The sequence below is a fragment of the Burkholderia sp. SIMBA_051 genome (assembly GCF_046534915.1).
GTDB classification, from domain to species: domain Bacteria; phylum Pseudomonadota; class Gammaproteobacteria; order Burkholderiales; family Burkholderiaceae; genus Burkholderia; species Burkholderia ambifaria.
The window spans coordinates 454898-473895 of record NZ_JAWRXS010000002.1 but is presented as its reverse complement, the minus strand read 5'-3'; the positions used below and the strand labels follow the sequence as shown (position 1 = coordinate 473895).

19 protein-coding genes and 1 tRNA gene are annotated in these 18998 nt (G+C 67.5%); 13 read left to right on the top strand and 7 right to left on the bottom strand.

What is annotated here, in order from left to right:
* Nucleotides 1–106 precede the first annotated feature (106 nt).
* Both SB771_RS06165 and SB771_RS06160 read left to right on the top strand, forming a co-directional pair.
* Entirely contained in the window at nucleotides 107–1309 is a 1203-nt protein-coding gene (locus SB771_RS06165) for a porin (protein WP_175660366.1), read from the top strand.
* A gap of 127 nt (nucleotides 1310–1436) precedes the next feature.
* Nucleotides 1437–1721 carry a PAAR domain-containing protein gene (locus tag SB771_RS06160; protein ID WP_011657840.1) on the top strand — a complete coding sequence of 95 codons (285 nt, stop codon included), beginning with the start codon at nucleotides 1437–1439 and terminating at the stop codon, nucleotides 1719–1721.
* A 43-nt stretch (nucleotides 1722–1764) separates the two neighbouring features.
* On the opposite strand, the gene SB771_RS06155 is transcribed toward SB771_RS06160, so the two are convergent.
* Both SB771_RS06155 and SB771_RS06150 read right to left on the bottom strand, forming a co-directional pair.
* Nucleotides 1765–2076, bottom strand: a complete 312-nt coding sequence (locus SB771_RS06155) for a cupin domain-containing protein (protein WP_006751320.1) — start codon at nucleotides 2074–2076, stop codon at nucleotides 1765–1767.
* Between the two features lie 59 nt (nucleotides 2077–2135).
* A complete protein-coding gene (locus SB771_RS06150) occupies nucleotides 2136–2819 on the bottom strand; it encodes a DJ-1/PfpI family protein (RefSeq protein WP_175660365.1) in 684 nt (227 codons plus the stop codon).
* Nucleotides 2820–2934: 115 nt separating this feature from the next.
* Between SB771_RS06150 and SB771_RS06145 the strand changes: the two genes are divergently transcribed.
* On the top strand, nucleotides 2935–3903 hold the full coding sequence (locus SB771_RS06145) for a GlxA family transcriptional regulator (protein WP_175660364.1): 969 nt from the start codon (nucleotides 2935–2937) through the stop codon (nucleotides 3901–3903).
* Between the two features lie 197 nt (nucleotides 3904–4100).
* Nucleotides 4101–5072, top strand: coding sequence for a LysR family transcriptional regulator (locus SB771_RS06140; protein WP_175656345.1), 972 nt, complete (start codon nucleotides 4101–4103; stop codon nucleotides 5070–5072).
* A gap of 107 nt (nucleotides 5073–5179) precedes the next feature.
* On the opposite strand, the gene SB771_RS06135 is transcribed toward SB771_RS06140, so the two are convergent.
* The 4 genes from SB771_RS06135 to SB771_RS06120 form a co-directional block, all read right to left on the bottom strand.
* Nucleotides 5180–5256 (bottom strand) — tRNA-Met (locus SB771_RS06135).
* A gap of 117 nt (nucleotides 5257–5373) precedes the next feature.
* Complete coding sequence (locus SB771_RS06130; protein WP_175660363.1) at nucleotides 5374–7032, bottom strand: MFS transporter; 1659 nt, start codon at nucleotides 7030–7032, stop codon at nucleotides 5374–5376.
* Between the two features lie 235 nt (nucleotides 7033–7267).
* Nucleotides 7268–8827 (bottom strand): sensor histidine kinase, encoded by a 1560-nt coding sequence (locus SB771_RS06125; protein WP_175660362.1) that lies wholly within the window; start codon nucleotides 8825–8827, stop codon nucleotides 7268–7270.
* A 16-nt stretch (nucleotides 8828–8843) separates the two neighbouring features.
* On the bottom strand, nucleotides 8844–9572 hold the full coding sequence (locus SB771_RS06120) for a response regulator transcription factor (RefSeq protein ID WP_041491392.1): 729 nt from the start codon (nucleotides 9570–9572) through the stop codon (nucleotides 8844–8846).
* Nucleotides 9573–9758: 186 nt separating this feature from the next.
* Here SB771_RS06120 and recA point away from each other — a divergent pair, with 186 nt between their 5' ends.
* The 8 genes from recA (at nucleotide 9759) to SB771_RS06080 (ending at nucleotide 18157) form a co-directional block, all read left to right on the top strand.
* Nucleotides 9759–10838 carry a recombinase RecA gene (gene recA, locus SB771_RS06115; RefSeq protein WP_011657832.1) on the top strand — a complete coding sequence of 360 codons (1080 nt, stop codon included), beginning with the start codon at nucleotides 9759–9761 and terminating at the stop codon, nucleotides 10836–10838.
* Nucleotides 10838–11719 carry a recombination regulator RecX gene (recX, locus tag SB771_RS06110; protein ID WP_175660361.1) on the top strand — a complete coding sequence of 294 codons (882 nt, stop codon included), beginning with the start codon at nucleotides 10838–10840 and terminating at the stop codon, nucleotides 11717–11719. The genes recA and recX overlap by 1 nt, the downstream gene beginning before the upstream one ends.
* Nucleotides 11720–11864: 145 nt before the next feature.
* Entirely contained in the window at nucleotides 11865–12473 is a 609-nt protein-coding gene (locus SB771_RS06105) for a DUF2889 domain-containing protein (protein WP_012364627.1), read from the top strand.
* 68 nt (nucleotides 12474–12541) lie between these two features.
* Entirely contained in the window at nucleotides 12542–13708 is a 1167-nt protein-coding gene (gene sucC, locus SB771_RS06100) for an ADP-forming succinate--CoA ligase subunit beta (protein ID WP_006755512.1), read from the top strand.
* Between the two features lie 69 nt (nucleotides 13709–13777).
* Nucleotides 13778–14659, top strand: a complete 882-nt coding sequence (gene sucD / locus SB771_RS06095) for a succinate--CoA ligase subunit alpha (protein ID WP_006477916.1) — start codon at nucleotides 13778–13780, stop codon at nucleotides 14657–14659.
* Nucleotides 14660–14817: 158 nt separating this feature from the next.
* A complete protein-coding gene (locus SB771_RS06090; RefSeq protein ID WP_175660360.1) occupies nucleotides 14818–15522 on the top strand; it encodes a TerC family protein in 705 nt (234 codons plus the stop codon).
* Between the two features lie 97 nt (nucleotides 15523–15619).
* Nucleotides 15620–16216 carry a pilin gene (locus SB771_RS06085; RefSeq protein ID WP_006749939.1) on the top strand — a complete coding sequence of 199 codons (597 nt, stop codon included), beginning with the start codon at nucleotides 15620–15622 and terminating at the stop codon, nucleotides 16214–16216.
* 162 nt (nucleotides 16217–16378) lie between these two features.
* On the top strand, nucleotides 16379–18157 hold the full coding sequence (locus SB771_RS06080; protein ID WP_175660359.1) for a PglL family O-oligosaccharyltransferase: 1779 nt from the start codon (nucleotides 16379–16381) through the stop codon (nucleotides 18155–18157).
* A gap of 169 nt (nucleotides 18158–18326) precedes the next feature.
* Here SB771_RS06080 and SB771_RS06075 read toward each other — a convergent pair whose 3' ends face one another.
* Nucleotides 18327–18575: a hypothetical protein gene (locus SB771_RS06075; RefSeq protein WP_175660358.1), complete on the bottom strand. Its 249-nt coding sequence runs from the start codon at nucleotides 18573–18575 to the stop codon at nucleotides 18327–18329.
* Between SB771_RS06075 and SB771_RS06070 the strand changes: the two genes are divergently transcribed.
* Nucleotides 18574–18924: a TonB family protein gene (locus tag SB771_RS06070; RefSeq protein ID WP_105787010.1), complete on the top strand. Its 351-nt coding sequence runs from the start codon at nucleotides 18574–18576 to the stop codon at nucleotides 18922–18924. The two genes, SB771_RS06075 and SB771_RS06070, sit on opposite strands and share 2 nt — an antisense overlap.
* Nucleotides 18925–18998: the final 74 nt, after the last annotated feature.

The window sequence follows — 18998 nt, the reverse complement described above, 5'->3', positions numbered from 1 at the left end:
TCCCGGCTGACCCCGACCGTTCCGGTTTGCACCGGAGCAGGCCGCGCGCCTGCGGGCGGCGTGCGCCCGTGTATCGCCATTCGACCCGCGCACTGGAGATCGTTCGATGAAGAAGAAGCTGTTGGCGGGCGCGGGTGTCGCGCTGATCGCGGGTGCGGCGCACGCCCAGAGCAGCGTCACGCTGTACGGGATTATTGATGAAGGGCTGACCTATGCGAGCAACATCGCGACGCCCGGCCCGAACGGCGGGGTGAGCGGTAAGCCCGCGTTGCGAATGCTCGGCGGCGTGCAGCAGGCGAGCCGCTGGGGGCTGCGCGGCAGCGAGGATCTCGGCGGCGGGCTGGCCGCGGTCTTCACGCTCGAGAACGGTTTCGATCCGAGCAGCGGCAGGCTCGGGCAGGGCGGACTGATGTTCGGCAAGAAGGCGTTCGTCGGGCTGTCGGGGCCGTTCGGCACCGTCACGCTCGGGCGGCAGTACGACACCAACGTCGACATCCTCGGGCCGCTCGAGGCCGCCGCGCTGTTCGGCGGCTACATGGTCGCGCACCCCGGTGACCTCGACAACGTGAACAACGCGAACTCGACCAACAACGCGATCAAGTTCACCAGCAAAGACTACGGCGGGGCTCGCGTCGCGGCGATGTACGGGGTGGGCGGCATCGCGGGCGCGGCGACGCGCAACCAGGTGTGGTCGGCAACAGTTGCCTACACGCGCGGGCCGCTCGCGGTGGCGGCCGGCTATCTGAATGCGCGCAACCCGAACGTGTCGTTCTTCGGCACGACCGGCAGCCCCGCGCCGACCGCGGGCGGCGTGCCGGGCAACAACATGCTGTCGCCGGTGTATTCCGGCTATGCATCCGCGCGCACGCTGCAGGTCGCGGTGGTGGGCGGCACCTATGCGATCGGTGCGATGACGCTCGGCGCGATGTATACGAACACGTCGTTCCGCCAGCTCGGCGATCTGTCGTCCGGGCCGAACCCGGGCCGCGTGTCCGGCAACGCGGTGTTCAACAACGCGGAGGCGAGCGTGCGCTATCAGTTCATGACTTCGCTGTTCGGCGGCGTGGCGTACGACTACACGCGCGGCGGCGGCGTGAACGGCCGCGACGGCGCGACGTATCACCAGGTCGCGGCGGGGCTCGACTACTTCCTGTCGAAGCGCACCGACGTCTACGTGAGCGCCGTCTATCAGCGCGCATCGGGCACCGACTCGACGGGGCACGTCGCTGTCGCGGCAATCAACGGGCCCGGTGCATCCGCGAACGATCGGCAGCTCCAGGCGCGCGTCGGCATGCGGCACAAGTTCTGATCCGTACGGCGGCGCTCGAGCGCGCGGTGATATCCTCGCGAAACGCCCGCGACCGACGGGCGGATACCGACTGCGCGTACGCGGCCCGACGCCGTGCCGCGCGGCGTTTCCGAGGGAGAGCCGAACCATGAGCCGCAAATTCATTCTGAAGGGCGACACGACCGACCATGGCGGCGTCGTGCTCGACGGCATCGCCAATTCGTCGTTCGACGGCCGCGAGCTCGCCTATCTCGGCGCGCCCGTGTTCTGCGCCGCATGCAAGACGCAGGGCGTGATCGTGTCCGACGGCGGCGAGCGCACGATGACCGTGATGGGCAAGGTCGTCGCGCTCGAACACGACCTGTGCCAGTGCCTGTGCACGCCGCAACCGAAGCTGATCCCGTCGCAGGGCACCGGCACTATCTCGGGCTGATGCCCGTCGAATCGGCGCGACGCGCGCCGCTGGGTTCCCGTTGTCAGACGCTGCCTTCGGTCTCGATCACCAGGATGCGTGCTTCGCCGAGCGGGTGCGCGACGTGTTCGGTGCCGATCGTCGCGTGGAATACGTCTCCCGTTTCGAGCACCGTCGCGTGCTCGATGCCTGCTTCCCGGTAGCGCATCTCGACACGGCCGTCGAGCACCGCGAAAACTTCCTCTCCGTCGTTCACGTGCCACCGGTACGGCTGATCGGTCCAGTGCAGGCGGACCGTGATGCCGTTCAGGTTCGCGATGTCCAGCGCGCCCCAGGGGCGCTCGGCGGTGAACGCGGTGCTGCGGATGATGTTCATCGATAGGTCCGTGAGTGTGGAGGCTGCGCAGGGCGGGCGGCGTGGTCGAATGCGCGGGATCAGCGCGCCATCGCACGCAAGGCCGCGTCGATCGTCTGCCTGCGCTTCTCCAGCCCCGCCGCCGAGCGCTCGGTCACGCGCTTCAGCACCGACGCGGGCGCGGTATCCGGCGAGCCCGCGTCGAACGGCGGCGCCGGCGCGTATTCGAGCGCGAGCTGGATCGACTGCGCCTCTTCGTCGCCCGCGAGTTCCGCGGCGATCGTCAATGCGAAGTCGATGCCGGCCGTCACGCCGCCGCCGGTGATCAGGTTGCCGTCGCGCACCACGCGCTCGCGCACGGGCACCGCACCGAGCGGCTCGAGCAGCCCGTGAAACGCCCAGTGCGTCGTCGCGCGGCGTCCGCGCAGCAGGCCGGCCACGCCGAGCAGCAGCGCGCCCGTGCAGACCGACGTCACGTAGCGCGCGGTGGCCGCGCGCTGCTGCACGAACGCGATCGTTTCCGCATCGAGCAGCAGGTCGTTGATTCCGATGCCGCCGGGCACGCAGATCACGTCGAGCGGCGGGCAGTCGTCGAACGTGCAGGTCGGCGCGAGCGCGAGGCCGCTGCTCGACGCGACGGTGTCGCGCGATTTCCAGACCAGGTGGACAGCCGCGTCGGGCAGCGACGCGAGCACGTCGTGCGGGCCGGTGAGATCGAGTTGCTGGACGCCCGGAAACACGAGAAGGCCGATATGCAGGGTCATGCGAACACTCCGTAGGGAAGGGGGGCGCCGCGACCGGCGCACGATGGACAGATCGATTCTAGGCGCGTAGTGTTTGGCGAAATTGCCATATCACCCACGTTTTAAGCCAATCGCCATGTCCACCGCGCCGCGCTCGATCCTGATTCTCGCGTTCCCCCGTGCGCAGCTGCTCGACGTGAGCGGGCCGCTGCAGGTGTTCGCGTCCGTCAACGAACTCGCCGAGGAACGTGGTCAGCCCGCGCCGTATGCGCCGCGCGTCGTCGCCGCCGAGGCTGGGCCCGTCGAGACGTCGTCCGGCCTCGTCGTGATGGCCGATTCGCTGCGCTCCGCCGGACGTCCGGATACGGTGATCGTGGCCGGCGGCAAGGGCGTGCGCGCCGCGTCGCAGGATGCGCGGATGGTGCGCTGGGTCCGGCAGCAGGCGCAGCGCGCGCGACGTGTCGCATCGGTGTGCACCGGCGCGTTCCTGCTCGCCGAGGCCGGCCTGCTCGACGGGCGGCGTGCGGTCACGCACTGGGCGCGCTGCGACGAATTCGCGGCGCGCTACCCGAACGTGCGCGTCGAGCCCGATCCGATCTTCATCCGCGAAGGCGCGCTGTGGACGTCCGCCGGCGTCACGGCCGGCATCGATCTCGCGCTCGCGCTCGTCGAGGAGGATCTCGGGCGGGCGGTCGCACTCGACGCCGCGCGCGAACTCGTCGTGTTCCTGAAGCGTCCGGGCGGGCAGGCGCAGTTCAGCGCGATGCTGTCGATGCAGCGCACCGACGACCGTTTCGGCGAACTGCATGCATGGATCGCCGAGCACCTGACGGCCGACCTGTCGGTGCCCGCGCTCGCCGAGCGCGTCAGCATGAGCGAGCGCAGCTTCGTGCGCCACTACCGCGCGGGCACCGGCCGTACGCCCGCGCGCGCGGTCGAGCAGATTCGCGTGGAGGCCGCGCAGCGTTTGCTTGGCGAAACCGCGTGGCCCGTCAAGCGGATCGCCACGCGGTGCGGCTTCGGTTCGGAAGAGACGCTGCGGCGCAGTTTCGTTCGCGTGCTCGGCGTGTCGCCGCAGGGCTATCGCGAGCGGTTCGTGCGGTAACGCGCGGGCGTGCCGCGGCCGGCCGGCGCGCGGCAGCCGGGGCCGGAACGATCGTCGTGCCGAACTGAACGAAAGCCGGTTACTTTCCAGTCCGAAGCGCGTCGACTATTCAGAAGTCGAGAACAATGGACGGGGGCTTGTGCCGCGCCCGTTGCGCGCTCTATTCTGTCCTGTTGGCGATTCGAAGGGGGCGCAGCATGGACCGCATCCAGGCAATGGAAGTTTTCACCCGCGTGGTCGACGCGAACAGCTTTACGCGCGCGGCCGACACGCTCGCGATGCCGCGCGCGTCGGTCACGACCATCATCCAGAATCTCGAGGCGCTGCTCGGCGTGCGGCTGATGCACCGGACGACGCGCCGGCTGTCGCTGACGCCGGAGGGCGCCGCGTACTACGAGCATTGCATGAAGATCATCTCGGAGATCGCGGAGGCTGACGCGAGTTTCCAGTCCGGCAACCGCAAGCCGAGCGGCGTGCTGCGCGTGCACATGCCGAGCTCGCTCGGGCGGCGCGTGGTGTTGCCGGCGCTGTCGATCTTCCGGCAGCGCTATCCGGACATCACGCTCGACCTTGGCCTGTCGGACCGCTACGTCGATCCGGTCGAGGAGGGCATCGACTGCATGATCCGGGTTGGGCCGCTCGAGGATTCGTCGATGGTCGCGCGGCGAATCGGGATGCTCAAGCGCGTGACCTGCGCGTCGCCCGACTACCTGGCGCGTCACGGCGAGCCGCAGGAGATCGCCGACCTGGCCGACCATCATGCGGTCAATTTCCGCGCGAGCCACGGCGCGCGGGCGATTCCGTGGGTGTTCATGATCGACGGCAAGCCGCTCGAGGTGCGGATGAACGGCAGTGTCACCGTCAACGATTCGGATGCGTACGTGACGTGCGGGCTCGAAGGGTTCGGGATGATCCAGCCGACGCTGTTCATGGTGCTGCCGAACCTGCGCGACGGCTCGCTGGTCGAGGTGCTGCCCGATTGCAATCCGAAGCCCAAGCCGATCTCGATCGTGTATCCGCACAACCGGCATCTGTCGCAGAAGGTGCGGGTGTTCGCGGACTGGCTCGCGGAGCTGTTCGAGTCGACGCCGGCGCTGGAGGGCGGGGAGAACTGGCGCGGGAAGGTGCGTGTGGATTCTGTCGAGGAGCGCGGATCGGTGGTGGCGTAGCGCGGCGCGCGTGGCCTGGGGGACGGGTGACGCGCGGCATTGCGTGTGTGCCGGATGAAGCAATGAAAAAAGCCGCTGTTCCTTGCGGAACAGCGGCTTTTCGCATTTGGTGGCGAATCAGGGATTCGAACCCCGGACCTGCGGATTATGATTCCGTCGCTCTAACCGACTGAGCTAATTCGCCGAAGAATTGAATTATGCAGATGTGCCGCCGGGCTGTCAACACCTTTTTCATCTTCCCCGAAAAAAGTTGCTGGCGGCCCGGGTTGCAGGCGGGGTGCCACCCGCCTGCCCGACCTCATCAATCCTGCGCGTAGATGTTCGAGTCCTTCGTCTCCTTGACGAACAGCAGACCGATCACGAACGTGCCCAGCGCGATCACGATCGGATACCAGAGCCCCGAATAGATGTTGCCCTTCGCCGCGACGATCGCGAACGCGGTCGCCGGCAGGAAGCCGCCGAACCAGCCGTTGCCGATGTGATAGGGCAACGACATCGACGTATAGCGGATCCGCGTCGGGAACATCTCGACCAGCATCGCGGCGATCGGGCCGTAGACCATCGTCACATAGATCACGAGGATCGTCAGTATCACGATCGTCATCGGCCAGTTGAGCTGCGCCGGGTCGGCCTTGGCCGGATAGCCGGCGCCCTTCAGCGTCGACGCGAGCGTCTTGTCGAACGCCGCGCCCTGCGCCTTCGCATCGGGCGCCTTGCCGTCATAGGCCGGGATCACCGTGTCGCCCACCTTGATCTGCGCGGTCGAGCCTGCCGGCGCCGCGACGTTCTCGTAGTTCAGGCCGGCCTTCGCGAGCGCGCTCTTCACGATGTCGCACGAGCTCGTGAACTTCGACGTGCCCACCGGGTTGAACTGGAACGAGCAGGTGGCCGGATCGGCGATGACCGAGATCGGTGCCTTCTGCGTCGCGAGTTCGAGCTGCGGGTTCGCGTAGTGCGTGAGCGCCTTGAACAGCGGGAAGTAGGTGAGCGCCGCGATCAGGCAGCCGGCGAGGATGATCGGCTTGCGGCCGATCCGGTCCGACAGCGAGCCGAAGAACAGGAAGAACGGCGTGCCGATCAGGAGGGCGATCGCGATCAGGATGTTTGCGCTGGCACCGTCGACCTTCAGCGTCTGCGTGAGGAAGAACAGCGCATAGAACTGGCCCGTGTACCAGACGACTGCCTGGCCGGCGGTCAGGCCGACGAGCGCGAGAATCACGATCTTCAGGTTCTTCCACTGGCCGAACGCTTCGGTCAGCGGCGCCTTCGACGTCTTGCCCTCGGCCTTGATGCGCAGGAACACCGGCGATTCGTTCAACTGCAACCGGATCCACACCGACACCGCGAGCAGCAGGATCGACGCGACGAACGGCACGCGCCAGCCCCAGTTGCCGAACGATTCCTCGCCGATGAGCGTGCGCACGCCGAGGATCACGAGCAGCGACAGGAACAGGCCGAGCGTCGCGGTCGTCTGGATCCACGCGGTGTAGAAGCCGCGCCGGTTCGCCGGCGCATGCTCGGCGACGTAGGTCGCCGCGCCGCCGTACTCGCCGCCGAGCGCGAGGCCCTGCAGCAGCCGCATCGCGATGAAGATCACGGGCGCCGCGATGCCGATCGTCGTGTAGCCGGGCAGGAAGCCGACCACGAAGGTCGAGATGCCCATGATCACGATCGTCACGAGGAACGTGTGCTTGCGGCCGACGAGGTCGCCGAGCCGGCCGAACACGATCGCGCCGAACGGCCGCACCGCGAAGCCGGCCGCGAAGCCGAGCAGCGTGAAGATGAAGGCGGCGGTCGGATTGACCCCGGAGAAGAAGCTCTTGCTGATGTAGGCCGCGAGTGACCCGGCCAGGTAAAAGTCGTACCACTCGAACACGGTGCCGAGCGACGACGCGAAGATCACCTTCTTCTCTTCGGCCGTCATCGGCGAGTGCGAAATTTGCCCGCCTAAGGTTGCCATGAATCGTCTCCAAGTCCCTTGATATAGATATGCGGCCGCCTTGGGTGGGCGGGCCTGTCGACGATTATTGGCACGGAAACTTACGGCGCACTGACTTGCGGGCACAAAACGACTGCGCGTTAACCCGCGCCGAATCGGCCGCTTCGCCCCTCGATCGGGTCGCAAACGTGCGGTAAAGCACCGGTTTCGATGCGATCGCGGCGGGGTGCGCGGTGAGGGTGAGGACCCGCGCGTATCAGGCTGGATCCGCGGCGGGCGCCGACAGCGGCAGGCTGATGCGCACGAGCGTGCCGGCAAGGCGCGGCGCGTGCTGATAGACATGATCGTCGAGCGTCAGCGTGCCGCCGTGCTGCGTCGCGATCTCCCGCACGATCGCGAGCCCGAGGCCGCTGCCGTCGCCTTCGCGGCCGAGGATCCGGTAGAAGCGCTCGACCACGCGCTCGCGTTCGGCGGCCGGGATGCCGGGCCCGGTGTCCTCGACTTCGAGATGCACGCGCCGCGCCGCCGGCTCGGCCCGCACGCGCACGGTGATGCGGCCGCCTTCGGGCGTGTAGCGGATTGCGTTGTCGACCAGATTGCCGAGCATCTCGCGCAGCATCACGGGATTGCCGTCGACGTCGAGCGGCGCGTCGTCCTCCGGGCCTTCGTAACCGAGGTCCATGCGCTTCGCGAGCGCGGCCTGCACCCAGTCGCGCACCGTGCGGCGCGCCAGCGCGCCGATTTCGACCGGCTCGAAGGTCAGCCCGCTCGCGCGGTTCTCGGCGCGCGCGAGCGCGAGCAGTTGCGTGACGAGCCGCGCGGCCTGCTCGGAACTCGTCGCGATCTGTTCGAGCGAGCGCTGCACGTCGGGCGGCACGGGATGGCGCAACGCGAATTCGGCCTGCGTGCGCAGCCCCGCGAGCGGCGTCTTCATCTGATGCGCGGCGTCGGCGATGAAGCGCTTCTGCAACGCCATGTTCTGCTCGAGCCGCGCGAGCAGGTCGTTGAACGACGTGACGAGCGGCTCGATCTCGGGTGGCGCGCGCTGCGCCTCGACGGGCGACAGGTCGTCGGGCCGCCGCCCGCGGATGTGCGCCTGCAGCGCGTTGAGCGGCGCGAGCCCGCGCGACAGCCCGAACCAGACGAGCAGGATCGCGAGCGGCAGGATCACGAACTGCGGCAGGATCACGCCCTTGATGATGTCGTTCGCGAGCGCGTTGCGCTTGTCGAGCGTCTCGCCGACCTGCACGAGCACGGGCACGGGCTGCGCGCCGCCCGGCTCCGGCAGTGCGACGGTCGTATATGCGACGCGCACGTCGTTGCCGCGCAAAAGGTCGTCGCGGAACACGACGACGCCCGGCGGCGGGCGGTCCTCGTCGCGCGGCAGCGGCATGTCGGCCTCGCCCGCGACCAGCTCGCCGCGCGTGCCGAGCACCTGGAAGTACACGCTGTCGACGTTGTCCGCGCGCAGGAAGTCGCGCGTCTGCTGCGGCAGCGTCAGCTCGGCGACGCCGTTGACCGGATGGATCTGCCGCGCGAGCACGTATGCGTTGGTCTCGAGCGCGCGATCGAACGGGCCGTTCGCGATCGTCTTCGCGACGAGATAGGTGACGGCGATGCTCATCGGCCACAGCAGCAGCAGCGGCGCGAGCATCCAGTCGAGGATTTCGCCGAACAGCGAGCGCGGGCGCGGCGCCTCGGGCGCATCGGTTTCGTCGGGCGGCGCGAACGGGTTCTCGTAGCGCGCGTCGCGTGCATCGTCGGCGGCCGACGCCGGCGCGCCGCTCGGGCGGCGGGAATGGGCCGGGGTGGCCATCGCGGCGCGCCCGGCTTCAGCGCAGCGGCGTGCCGGCCACCACGGGCTGGGGCGCTGCCGTATCGGTCGGCGCGGCGGGCGCGACCTTCTCGAGGCAATAGCCGAGGCCGCGCACGGTCGAGATCCGCACGCCGCTCGGTTCGATCTTCTTGCGCAGCCGGTGCACGTAGACTTCGATCGCGTTGTTGCTGACTTCCTCGCCCCATTCGCACAGGTGATCGACGAGCTGCTCCTTCGACACGAGCCGGCCGATCCGCTGCAGCAGCACCTCGAGCAGGCCGAGCTCGCGCGCGGAGAGATCGAGCACGTGATCGTTCGCATACGCGATGCGGCCGACCTGGTCGAACGCGAGCGAGCCGTGGCGCACGACGGTCGGGCCGCCGCCCGCGCCGCGCCGGGTCAGCGCGCGCACGCGCGCTTCCAGCTCGTTGAGCGCGAATGGCTTGGCCATGTAATCGTCGGCGCCGAGGTCGAGCCCCTTCACGCGTTCGTCGACGCTGTCGGCGGCGGTCAGGATCAGCACGGGGAGGTTGGAATTGCGGGCGCGCAGGCGCTTGAGCACGTCGAGCCCGGACATTTTCGGCAGCCCGAGATCGAGGATCAGCAGGTCGAATGTCTGCATCGACAGCGCCGTATCGGCGTCGACGCCGCTCTTCACGTGGTCGACCGCATAGCCCGATTGGCGGAGTGACCGGGTGAGGCCGTCCGCGAGTATGCTGTCATCTTCGGCGATGAGAATTCGCATGGTGCTGACCGATGGCCGGCGGGCATTCGCGCCGGCGCGGCTGTCTCCGAAGTTATTCGTGTACAACGCTCTGCATTGCGGGCTTGCACAAAACACTGTTTTTTTATACAGTGTCTGCATTCATGGGCAGCGCTTGAAGTGGGCGCGCCTCTAACAGACGCTGCTCATCATAGCAAAGGACGATTCATGGAAGATAGCAAGAAGGGCTCCGGGATGACCGCCGAGAAGAGCAAGGCGCTGGCGGCCGCACTCGCACAGATCGAGAAGCAGTTCGGCAAGGGCTCGATCATGCGCATGGGCGACGGCGAAGTGGCCGAGAACATCCAGGTCGTGTCCACGGGCTCGCTCGGTCTCGATATCGCGCTCGGCGTCGGCGGCCTGCCGCGCGGCCGGGTCGTCGAGATCTACGGTCCGGAATCGTCGGGTAAAACCACGCTGACGCTCCAGGTCGTCGCCGAGCTGCAGAAGCTGGGCGGCACGGCGGCGTTCATCGACGCGGAGCACGCGCTCGACGTTCAATATGCGGCGAAGCTCGGCGTGAACGTGCCGGAACTGCTGATCTCGCAGCCGGACACCGGCGAGCAGGCGCTCGAAATCACCGACGCGCTGGTGCGCTCGGGCTCGATCGACATGATCGTCATCGACTCGGTCGCGGCGCTCGTGCCGAAGGCCGAAATCGAAGGCGAGATGGGCGATTCGCTGCCGGGCCTGCAGGCCCGCCTGATGTCGCAGGCGCTGCGCAAGCTGACGGGCACGATCAAGCGCACGAACTGCCTCGTGATCTTCATCAACCAGATCCGGATGAAGATCGGCGTGATGTTCGGCAACCCGGAAACCACGACGGGCGGCAACGCGCTGAAGTTCTATTCGTCGGTGCGTCTCGACATCCGCCGGATTGGCTCGATCAAGAAGAACGACGAGGTGATCGGCAACGAAACCCGCGTGAAGGTCGTCAAGAACAAGGTGTCGCCGCCGTTCCGCGAAGCGATCTTCGACATCCTGTATGGCGAAGGCATTTCGCGTCAGGGCGAGATCATCGATCTCGGCGTGCAGGCGAAGATCGTCGACAAGGCCGGCGCCTGGTACAGCTACAACGGCGAGAAGATCGGTCAGGGCAAGGACAACGCGCGTGAATTCCTGCGCGAGAATCCGGAAATCGCGCGCGAGATCGAGAACCGTATCCGCGAATCGCTCGGCGTGGTCACCATGCCTGAAGGTGCGGCTGCGGTCCACGACGAAGCCGAGGCGATGGACGAAGAAGAGTGATGATCGGGCGCCGAGGTCAGGCAGGCAAGCCGGAGGAGAGCGACGCGCCCGCAACGGCGGGTCGCTCCGGTCGGCAAGCCGGATCCTCGGCTGCCGACCGGCAGGTCGCAGGCGCCAACGCCGCGAACCGCACCGCGACGAGGGCATCCGATGATGCCCTCGTTTCGTTTGAGATTGCCGCGCCGGACGATCCGTTCGACGACGACGAATCGTTCGACGCGCACGACCGCTCCCGCCGTCGTGTTTCCGGTGTCAGCTTCCCCGGCGAGCGCGCAGCCGCTGCGGCGGCGCCCGCCCGGGAAGACGTCTATACCCGCAGCAGCCAGCATCCGCGCCGCACGCGCCGGGCGTCCGGCGCGTCATCAAGCACGTCATCAAGCACATCTGCCGGCGACGATCCGGGCGCCGGCAAGCGCCAGGCGTCGAAGCCGCCGCGTTCGTTGAAGGGCCGCGCGCTCGGCTATCTGTCCAGGCGCGAATACAGCCGTGCGGAACTCGCGCGCAAGCTTGCGCCGTACGTCGGCGAAGACGAATCCGTCGAGCCGGTGCTCGACGCGCTGGAAAAGGAAGGCTGGCTGTCCGACGCGCGCTTTGCCGAGAGCCTCGTGCATCGCCGTGCGTCGCGCGTCGGCGCCGCGCGCATCGTCAGCGAACTGAAGCGTCACGCGGTCGGCGATACGCTCGTCGAGGAAGTCAACGCGCAGTTGCGCGAGACCGAATGGACACGTGCGCAGGCCGTCTGGCGCAAGAAATTCGGTGCACTGCCGCAAACGCCGGCCGAGCGCGCGAAGCAGGCGCGCTTCCTTGCCGCACGCGGCTTCTCGAGCGGGATCATCGTGAAGTTGCTGAAGGTCGGCGACGATTTCCTGGTCGAAGACTGACCGGCGCGTCACGCGCGCTGCGCGCGATTTTGCTGCAATGCAACCGTTTCCGGACAGGCGGGAATACCCGCCGTCGCGGCCGGCTGCCTCAAATACCCGATATGCTAAAATCCACGGGTTTTCCTCTTCGGCCTCAACCTCCAGCATGCCGCTATCCGAGCCCGTGCCCCGTCAGTTGCGACATCGACGCGCAATCCGAGCGGAAGCCTACGAGCGCGGCGACGGCTTGTGGGACATCGAAGCCTGCCTGACCGACCACAAGCCGCGCGATGTCGCGCTTGCGTCGGGCATCCGGCCCCAGGGCCTGCCGATCCACGAACTCTGGCTGCGCGTGACTATCGATCGTGATCTCAACGTCGTCGACGCCGAAGCGTCCTCGGAATGGGTTCCCTATCCCGGTCACTGTCAATCCGCCACTCCTGCCTATCGGGCTCTCATCGGGCTCAATCTCTTCCGCAATTTCCGCCGCAACGCGAACCGGCTGCTCGCCGGCGTCGCAGGCTGTTCCCATCTCACCGAACTGTGCGCCGTGCTGCCGACGGCAGCGATCCAGGCGTTCGCCGGCGATGTGTGGAACGTGCGCGAAGAAGGCGGCGAAGGGCCGGATCATGGCGGCGCGCACGACGACGCGCCTTTCCAGCTCGGCCGCTGCCGGGCGTTGCGGTTCGACGGCGAGGTCGTGCGGCAGTACTACCCGCGCTGGTATGGCGCGAGCCGGCCGGACGTGCCCGGTGAAGGCAGCACGAAGGAATGAACGGAAATCATTCGAAGAAGCGTCTTAAGCGACTTTTCATCCAACTCTCAGACTGAAGGGAATCACGCATGAAGATTCACGAGTACCAGGGTAAGGAAATCCTGCGGAAATTCGGAGTCGCGGTACCGCGCGGCAAGCCGGCGTTCTCGGTTGACGAGGCCGTCAAGGTGGCAGAAGAGCTCGGCGGCCCGGTGTGGGTCGTGAAGGCTCAGATTCACGCGGGTGGCCGTGGCAAGGGCGGCGGCGTGAAGGTGGCGAAGTCGATCGAGCAGGTTCGCGAATACGCGAACCAGATCCTCGGCATGCAGCTCGTCACGCACCAGACCGGTCCGGAAGGCCAGAAGGTCAACCGTCTGATGATCGAAGAAGGCGCCGACATCAAGCAGGAACTGTATGTCAGCCTCGTCGTCGACCGCATCTCGCAAAAGATCGTGCTGATGGGTTCGAGCGAAGGCGGCATGGACATCGAAGAAGTCGCCGAAAAGCACCCGGAACTGATCCACAAGGTCATCGTCGAGCCGTCGACGGGCCTGCTCGACGCGCAGGCGGACGACCTCGCCGCGAAGATCGGCGTGCCGGCTGCTTCGATCCCGCAAGCGCGCGCGATCCTGCAAGGCCTGTACAAGGCATTCTGGGAAACCGACGCGTCGCTGGCTGAAATCAACCCGCTGAACGTCTCCGGCGACGGCAAGGTCATCGCACTCGACGCGAAGTTCAACTTCGACTCGAACGCGCTGTTCCGCCACCCGGAAATCGTCGCGTACCGCGATCTGGACGAAGAAGATCCGGCTGAAATCGAAGCGTCGAAGTTCGACCTCGCGTACATCTCGCTCGACGGCAACATCGGCTGCCTCGTGAACGGCGCAGGCCTCGCGATGGCGACGATGGACACCATCAAGCTGTTCGGCGGCGAGCCGGCGAACTTCCTGGACGTCGGCGGCGGCGCCACGACGGAGAAGGTCACGGAAGCGTTCAAGCTGATGCTGAAGAACCCGGACCTGAAGGCGATCCTCGTGAACATCTTCGGCGGCATCATGCGCTGCGACGTGATCGCGGAAGGCGTGATCGCCGGTTCGAAGGCCGTGAACCTGAACGTGCCGCTCGTCGTGCGCATGAAGGGCACGAACGAGGACCTGGGCAAGAAGATGCTGGCCGATTCGGGCCTGCCGATCATCTCGGCGGACAGCATGGAAGAGGCTGCGCAGAAGGTCGTCGCGGCTGCCGCAGGCAAGTAAGCGCGCGCTAATGAACACGCATGGCGGCGCGGTTCGCTCGCGACGCCAATCGAACAGAGGTCAAAATACATGTCGATTCTGATCAACAAGGACACGAAGGTCATCACGCAGGGCATTACCGGCAAAACCGGTCAGTTCCATACGCGCGCCTGCCGTGAATACGCAAACGGCCGCGAAGCATTCGTCGCGGGCGTGAACCCGAAGAAGGCCGGCGAAGATTTCGAAGGCATTCCGATCTACGCGAGCGTCAAGGAAGCGAAGGCAGAAACCGGCGCGACCGTGTCGGTCATCTACGTTCCGCCGGCAGGCGCAGCCGCCGCGATCTGGGAAGCCGTCGAAGCCGACCTGGATCTCGCGATCTGCATCACGGAAGGCATTCCCGTGCGCGACATGATCGAAGTGAAGGACCGCATGCGTCGCGAAGGCCGCAAGACGCTGCTGCTCGGGCCGAACTGCCCGGGCACGATCACGCCGGACGAACTGAAGATCGGCATCATGCCGGGTCACATCCACCGCAAGGGCCGCATCGGCGTCGTGTCGCGTTCGGGCACGCTGACGTATGAAGCCGTTGCTCAGCTGACGGCACTGGGCCTCGGCCAGTCGTCGGCAGTCGGTATCGGCGGCGACCCGATCAACGGTCTGAAGCACATCGACGTGATGAAGATGTTCAACGACGATCCGGATACGGATGCGGTCGTGATGATCGGCGAAATCGGCGGTCCGGACGAAGCCAACGCCGCCGAGTGGATCAAGGACAACATGAAGAAGCCGGTCGTCGGCTTCATCGCGGGTGTCACGGCGCCTCCGGGCAAGCGCATGGGCCACGCCGGCGCGCTGATCTCGGGCGGTGCGGATACGGCCGAAGCGAAGCTGGAAATCATGGAAGCGTGCGGCATCACCGTCACGCGCAACCCGTCGGAAATGGGCCGTCTGCTGAAGAAGGCGCTGTAATTCCCGCGTGGTTCGTCCTGCAAAAAACGCCGGCTTAGCCGGCGTTTTTTGTTATGCTCGCGCAATGAATTTGTAAGCCCCGGGCATGCGCGACGCATGTGCCGGTAATGAACCGGGCCGCCCGTCAGAGGGTCGTCGCCCCGCACCTATATCCACTCATGCTTGAATTCCTGACGTCGCTGCACTGGGGCGCCGTGTTCCAGATCGTCATCATCGACATCCTGCTCGGCGGCGACAATGCCGTCGTGATCGCGCTCGCGTGCCGCAACCTGCCGGCCAACCAGCGGCTGCGCGGCGTCGTGTGGGGCACGGCCGGCGCGATCCTGCTGCGGGTCGTGCTGATCGCATTCGCGGTCGCGCTGCTCGACGTGCCGTTCCTGAAGTTCGGCGGCGGCCTGCTGCTGCTGTGGATCGGCATCAAGCTGATGGCGCCGGACGCCGACGCGCACGACAACGTGAAGCCGGCCGACCGGCTGTGGGACGCGGTGAAGACGATCGTGATCGCCGACGCCGTGATGAGCCTCGACAACGTGATCGCGATCGCCGGCGCGGCCGAGCAGGCCGATCCGTCGCACCGGCTGGCGCTCGTGATCTTCGGGCTGGTCGTCAGCGTGCCGATCATCGTGTGGGGCAGCACGCTGGTGCTGAAGCTGCTCGACCGGTTCCCGATCGTCGTTGCATTGGGCGCGGGGCTGCTCGGCTGGATCGCCGGCGGGCTGATGGTGCACGACCCGGTCGGCGATCGCTGGCCGGTGCTCGATACGCAGGCCGCGATCTACGGCGCGAGCATCGCCGGCGCACTGTTCGTCGTCGGCACCGGATACGCGCTGCGTCGCCGCCGCGGCATTCCGCACCCGCAATGACGTTGGCCGTCCGGCCGACTGCCGGGGCCGCAGCCCACTGGCTACGATCGAAACGCCTGCCTGATTCGGCAGGCGTTTTTCGTTTCCGGAGCCAGTCATGTTCGAAGCCTTTTCAGTTTCCCTGTTCCGGCGCGTCGCCGCCGATCTGCGGCGCGCGCGCCGGCCGGTGCCGCGTTGGCGGCCGGCCGGCTTCACGTTGATCGAGCTGATGATCGTGCTCGCGATCGTCGGCGTGATCGCGGCCTATGCGATTCCCGCGTACCAGGATTACCTCGCGCGGTCGCGCGTCGGCGAAGGGCTCGCGCTCGCATCGTCCGCACGGCTCGCCGTCGCCGACAATGCCGCGAGTGGCGCGGGCCTCGATGGCGGCTACAGCCCGCCGGTCGCCACCCGGAACGTCGAATCCGTTCGGATCGACGCCGATACGGGCCAGATCACGGTGGCGTTCACCACCCGCGTCGCCGCGGCCGGCGCGAATACGCTCGTGCTGGTGCCGTCCGCGCCGGACAAGGCCGACACCCCCACCGCACGGGTGCCGCTGAAAAAGGGCGCGATGCAGGCCGGCGCGATCGCGTGGGAATGCTTTGCCGCCGGCAAGGCCGCGTCATCGCTGCCGGCGCCGGGCGCGGGCCCGTTGCCGGCGGAGGCGGCGACGTTGCCCGCGAAATACGCGCCGGCGGAATGCCGCGCATAGTGCAGGCGGCCCGCGGGCCGGTGCGTGGGCGTGCGCACGGCGCCGCGCACGCATTGCCGGCCTGCCGAGCCGGTCCGGCCGTATCGGGTGACGGGGCGGCGGGGCCGCACAGACGGGGGAAAGTTTTGTATAGTGCGCCGGTTGCTGACATCCGGTTCGCTCATGCCTTCTACTTTTTCCCGTTCGTTGCCGCTCGTTGCGCTGGCTGTCGCCCTGATCGTGCCGTACGCGATCACGAATCACACGTATCCGATCCCGACCTTCTATTCCGAGTTTGCCGCGCTGGTGCTGTATTTGCTGGTGGGGCTCTCCGTCGTGCTGCTCGCGCGCACGGGCCGCCCGGCCGAGCCGTTCGCCGCGCCGGCCGCATTCGTCGCGCCGCTCGGGTTCGCGGCGGTGCTGCTCGCGCAGGTCGCGCTGATGCCGCTGAAAGTGCCGTCGATGAACTGGCTGGCGCTCGGCTATCTGGCCGCCGCGCTGGTCGCGATGCAGGCCGGCTACACGCTCGCGCGCGAGGGGCTCGCCGAAGCCACCGCGCGAATGATGGCCGGCGCGCTGCTTGTCGGCGGCGTGTTCGCGGTCGCGAGCCAGGTCGTGCAGTTGTTCCATCTGGAAACCGCGGTGTCGCCGTTCGTCGTGGTCTACAACATCGCGGTCGATCGCCGTCCGTACGGCAACATGGCGCAGGCGAACCACCTGGCGACCTACATCGCTTTTGCGCTCGCGGGCGCGCTGTATCTGGTGCAGACGCGCCGGCTCGCGGTATGGGCCTGGTTCGCGCTGTCGATCGTGCTGTCGGGCGGTCTCGCGCTGACGGTGTCGCGCGGCCCGTGGCTGCAGGTCGCGGTGATGGTCGTCGCGGGCTTCTGGATGGCGTGGCTCGAGTCGCGCCGTGCGCCGGCCAACCGCCGCGCATGGCTGATACCGGCCGCGCTCGCGGTGGCCTTCGTCGCGGTGAACGTCGCGGTGCGCTGGGCCAACGTGCATTTCCACCTGGGGCTTGCCGAGTCGGCCGCCGAGCGGATGCGCGACGCGGGGCAGATCGCGCCGCGGCTCGCGCTGTGGAAGTACGGGCTCGCGATGTTCCGCGAGCATCCGCTGCTCGGCGTCGGCTGGGGCGAATTCCCGTCGCACCAGTTCGCGCTCGTGCGCACGCTCGGCGGTGTCGAGATCGCGAACAACTCGCACGACATCTTCATCGACCTGCTCGCGAAGTCCGGTCTGCTGGGTCTCGGCGTGCTCGTCGTCGCGCTCGTGACGTGGTTCGTGCGCGCGGTGCGTGCGCCGCAGTCGAGCACGCGCGTGTTCGGCCTCGCGCTGATCGGCATCCTGCTGATGCATGCGCTCGTCGAATATCCGCAGCAGTACATGTTCTTCCTGCTGCCGGCGATGTTCGTGATCGGCCTGCTCGACGTGAAGCCGCTGCGCCTCCTGCCGGGCCGCGCGGCGTTCGGGCTGTTCGCGGTGCTGTCAATCGGCGGCGTGCTGGCGGCGGTGCCCGTGCTGCGCGACTACCAGCGCGCGGAAGTGCTGTATTACGGCAGCGATCCGGCCGCGCAGTACCGCGATGCGCCGTCGCAGCTGTTCGGCGCGTGGGGCGATTACGGGGTGGCCACGCTGCTGACGATTTCGCCGGAGAACCTGCCGCTCAAGCTCGCCGCGCATGAGCGCGCGATCGCGCTGCTGCCGGGCGAGACGGTGCTGCGCCGCTATGCGGCACTGCAGGCGCTGGCCGGTCGGGAGGCCGATGCGCTCGATACGGTCGCGCGCCTGCATGTGTTCGCGAAGGAATTGAAGGACTGGCCGCAGCAGTTGGCGTTGCTGTACAAGCTGTGCGACCAGCAACCGGCGCTGAAGGCGTTCAAGGCGGCCGTCGTCGCGAAGTACGGGGAAGTGCCGGCCGATGCGGACGAGGACGACTCCGACGACGATTCCGAGTGACACCACGCTGAACACCGTGCCGACACCGCGCGGCGCCGGGCGGGGAATCCCGGCGCTGGCCGCATTGCCGTGAGGCGGGTGGGCGATGGCGGGGCGGAAAGGGGGTGGCGATTGCTTCCCCCGGGGAATGGATGCCGGCCGAATCCGGTGTGATTCGCGTCAACCATTGTCAAATCGCGGCCACGCGCAAGGCGGCGCGTGCACAATGCGGCAAAGCGTTCGCGTGCGCGGCCGCCCGCTGCGGGCCGCTGCCGCGAACGCCGCCCCGGATCTCCGGGAACCCGCCAGGCAGGATCGCGACCGGCAGCCGTCGGTCGTGCGGCCGTAACGGTGCGCCGGTCCGATGGCCGCGGCGCAGGGCGATGTCCGCCGGCGCGGCGTTCGTCCGCAACAGTACTGAAGAACGATATTCGACCATGGCCCTTCGCTCGACCCTCCTGATCCTGCCTGCCGTCGCCGTGCTGTTTTCCGGCTGCGCGATGCTGTCGTCGTCGCAGGAAAGCAAGCTGACCTGCCACATTCCGCGCGCGGTCTATCCGGATAGCGCGAAGCCGCTCACGCGTCCGGTCACCGTGCTCGTGCGCGCGCTGATGACGACCTCGGGCGAAGCGCAGAACGTCACCGTGACGACGAGCAGCCGCAATGCGGCGGCGGATCGCGCGGCTGTCGACGCGATGACGCACGCGACCTGCGCGCAGACCGGCGCCACCGCGAATCCGTTCCTGCTCACGCAACCGTTCGTGTTCGAGCCGCGACGCGCGCAATGACGGGCGGCCGGGCACGCTGTATCGCGCCTGCCGCTTGCCCTCGATTCCTGTGAGGCGCCGCCGTGCCGCCGACG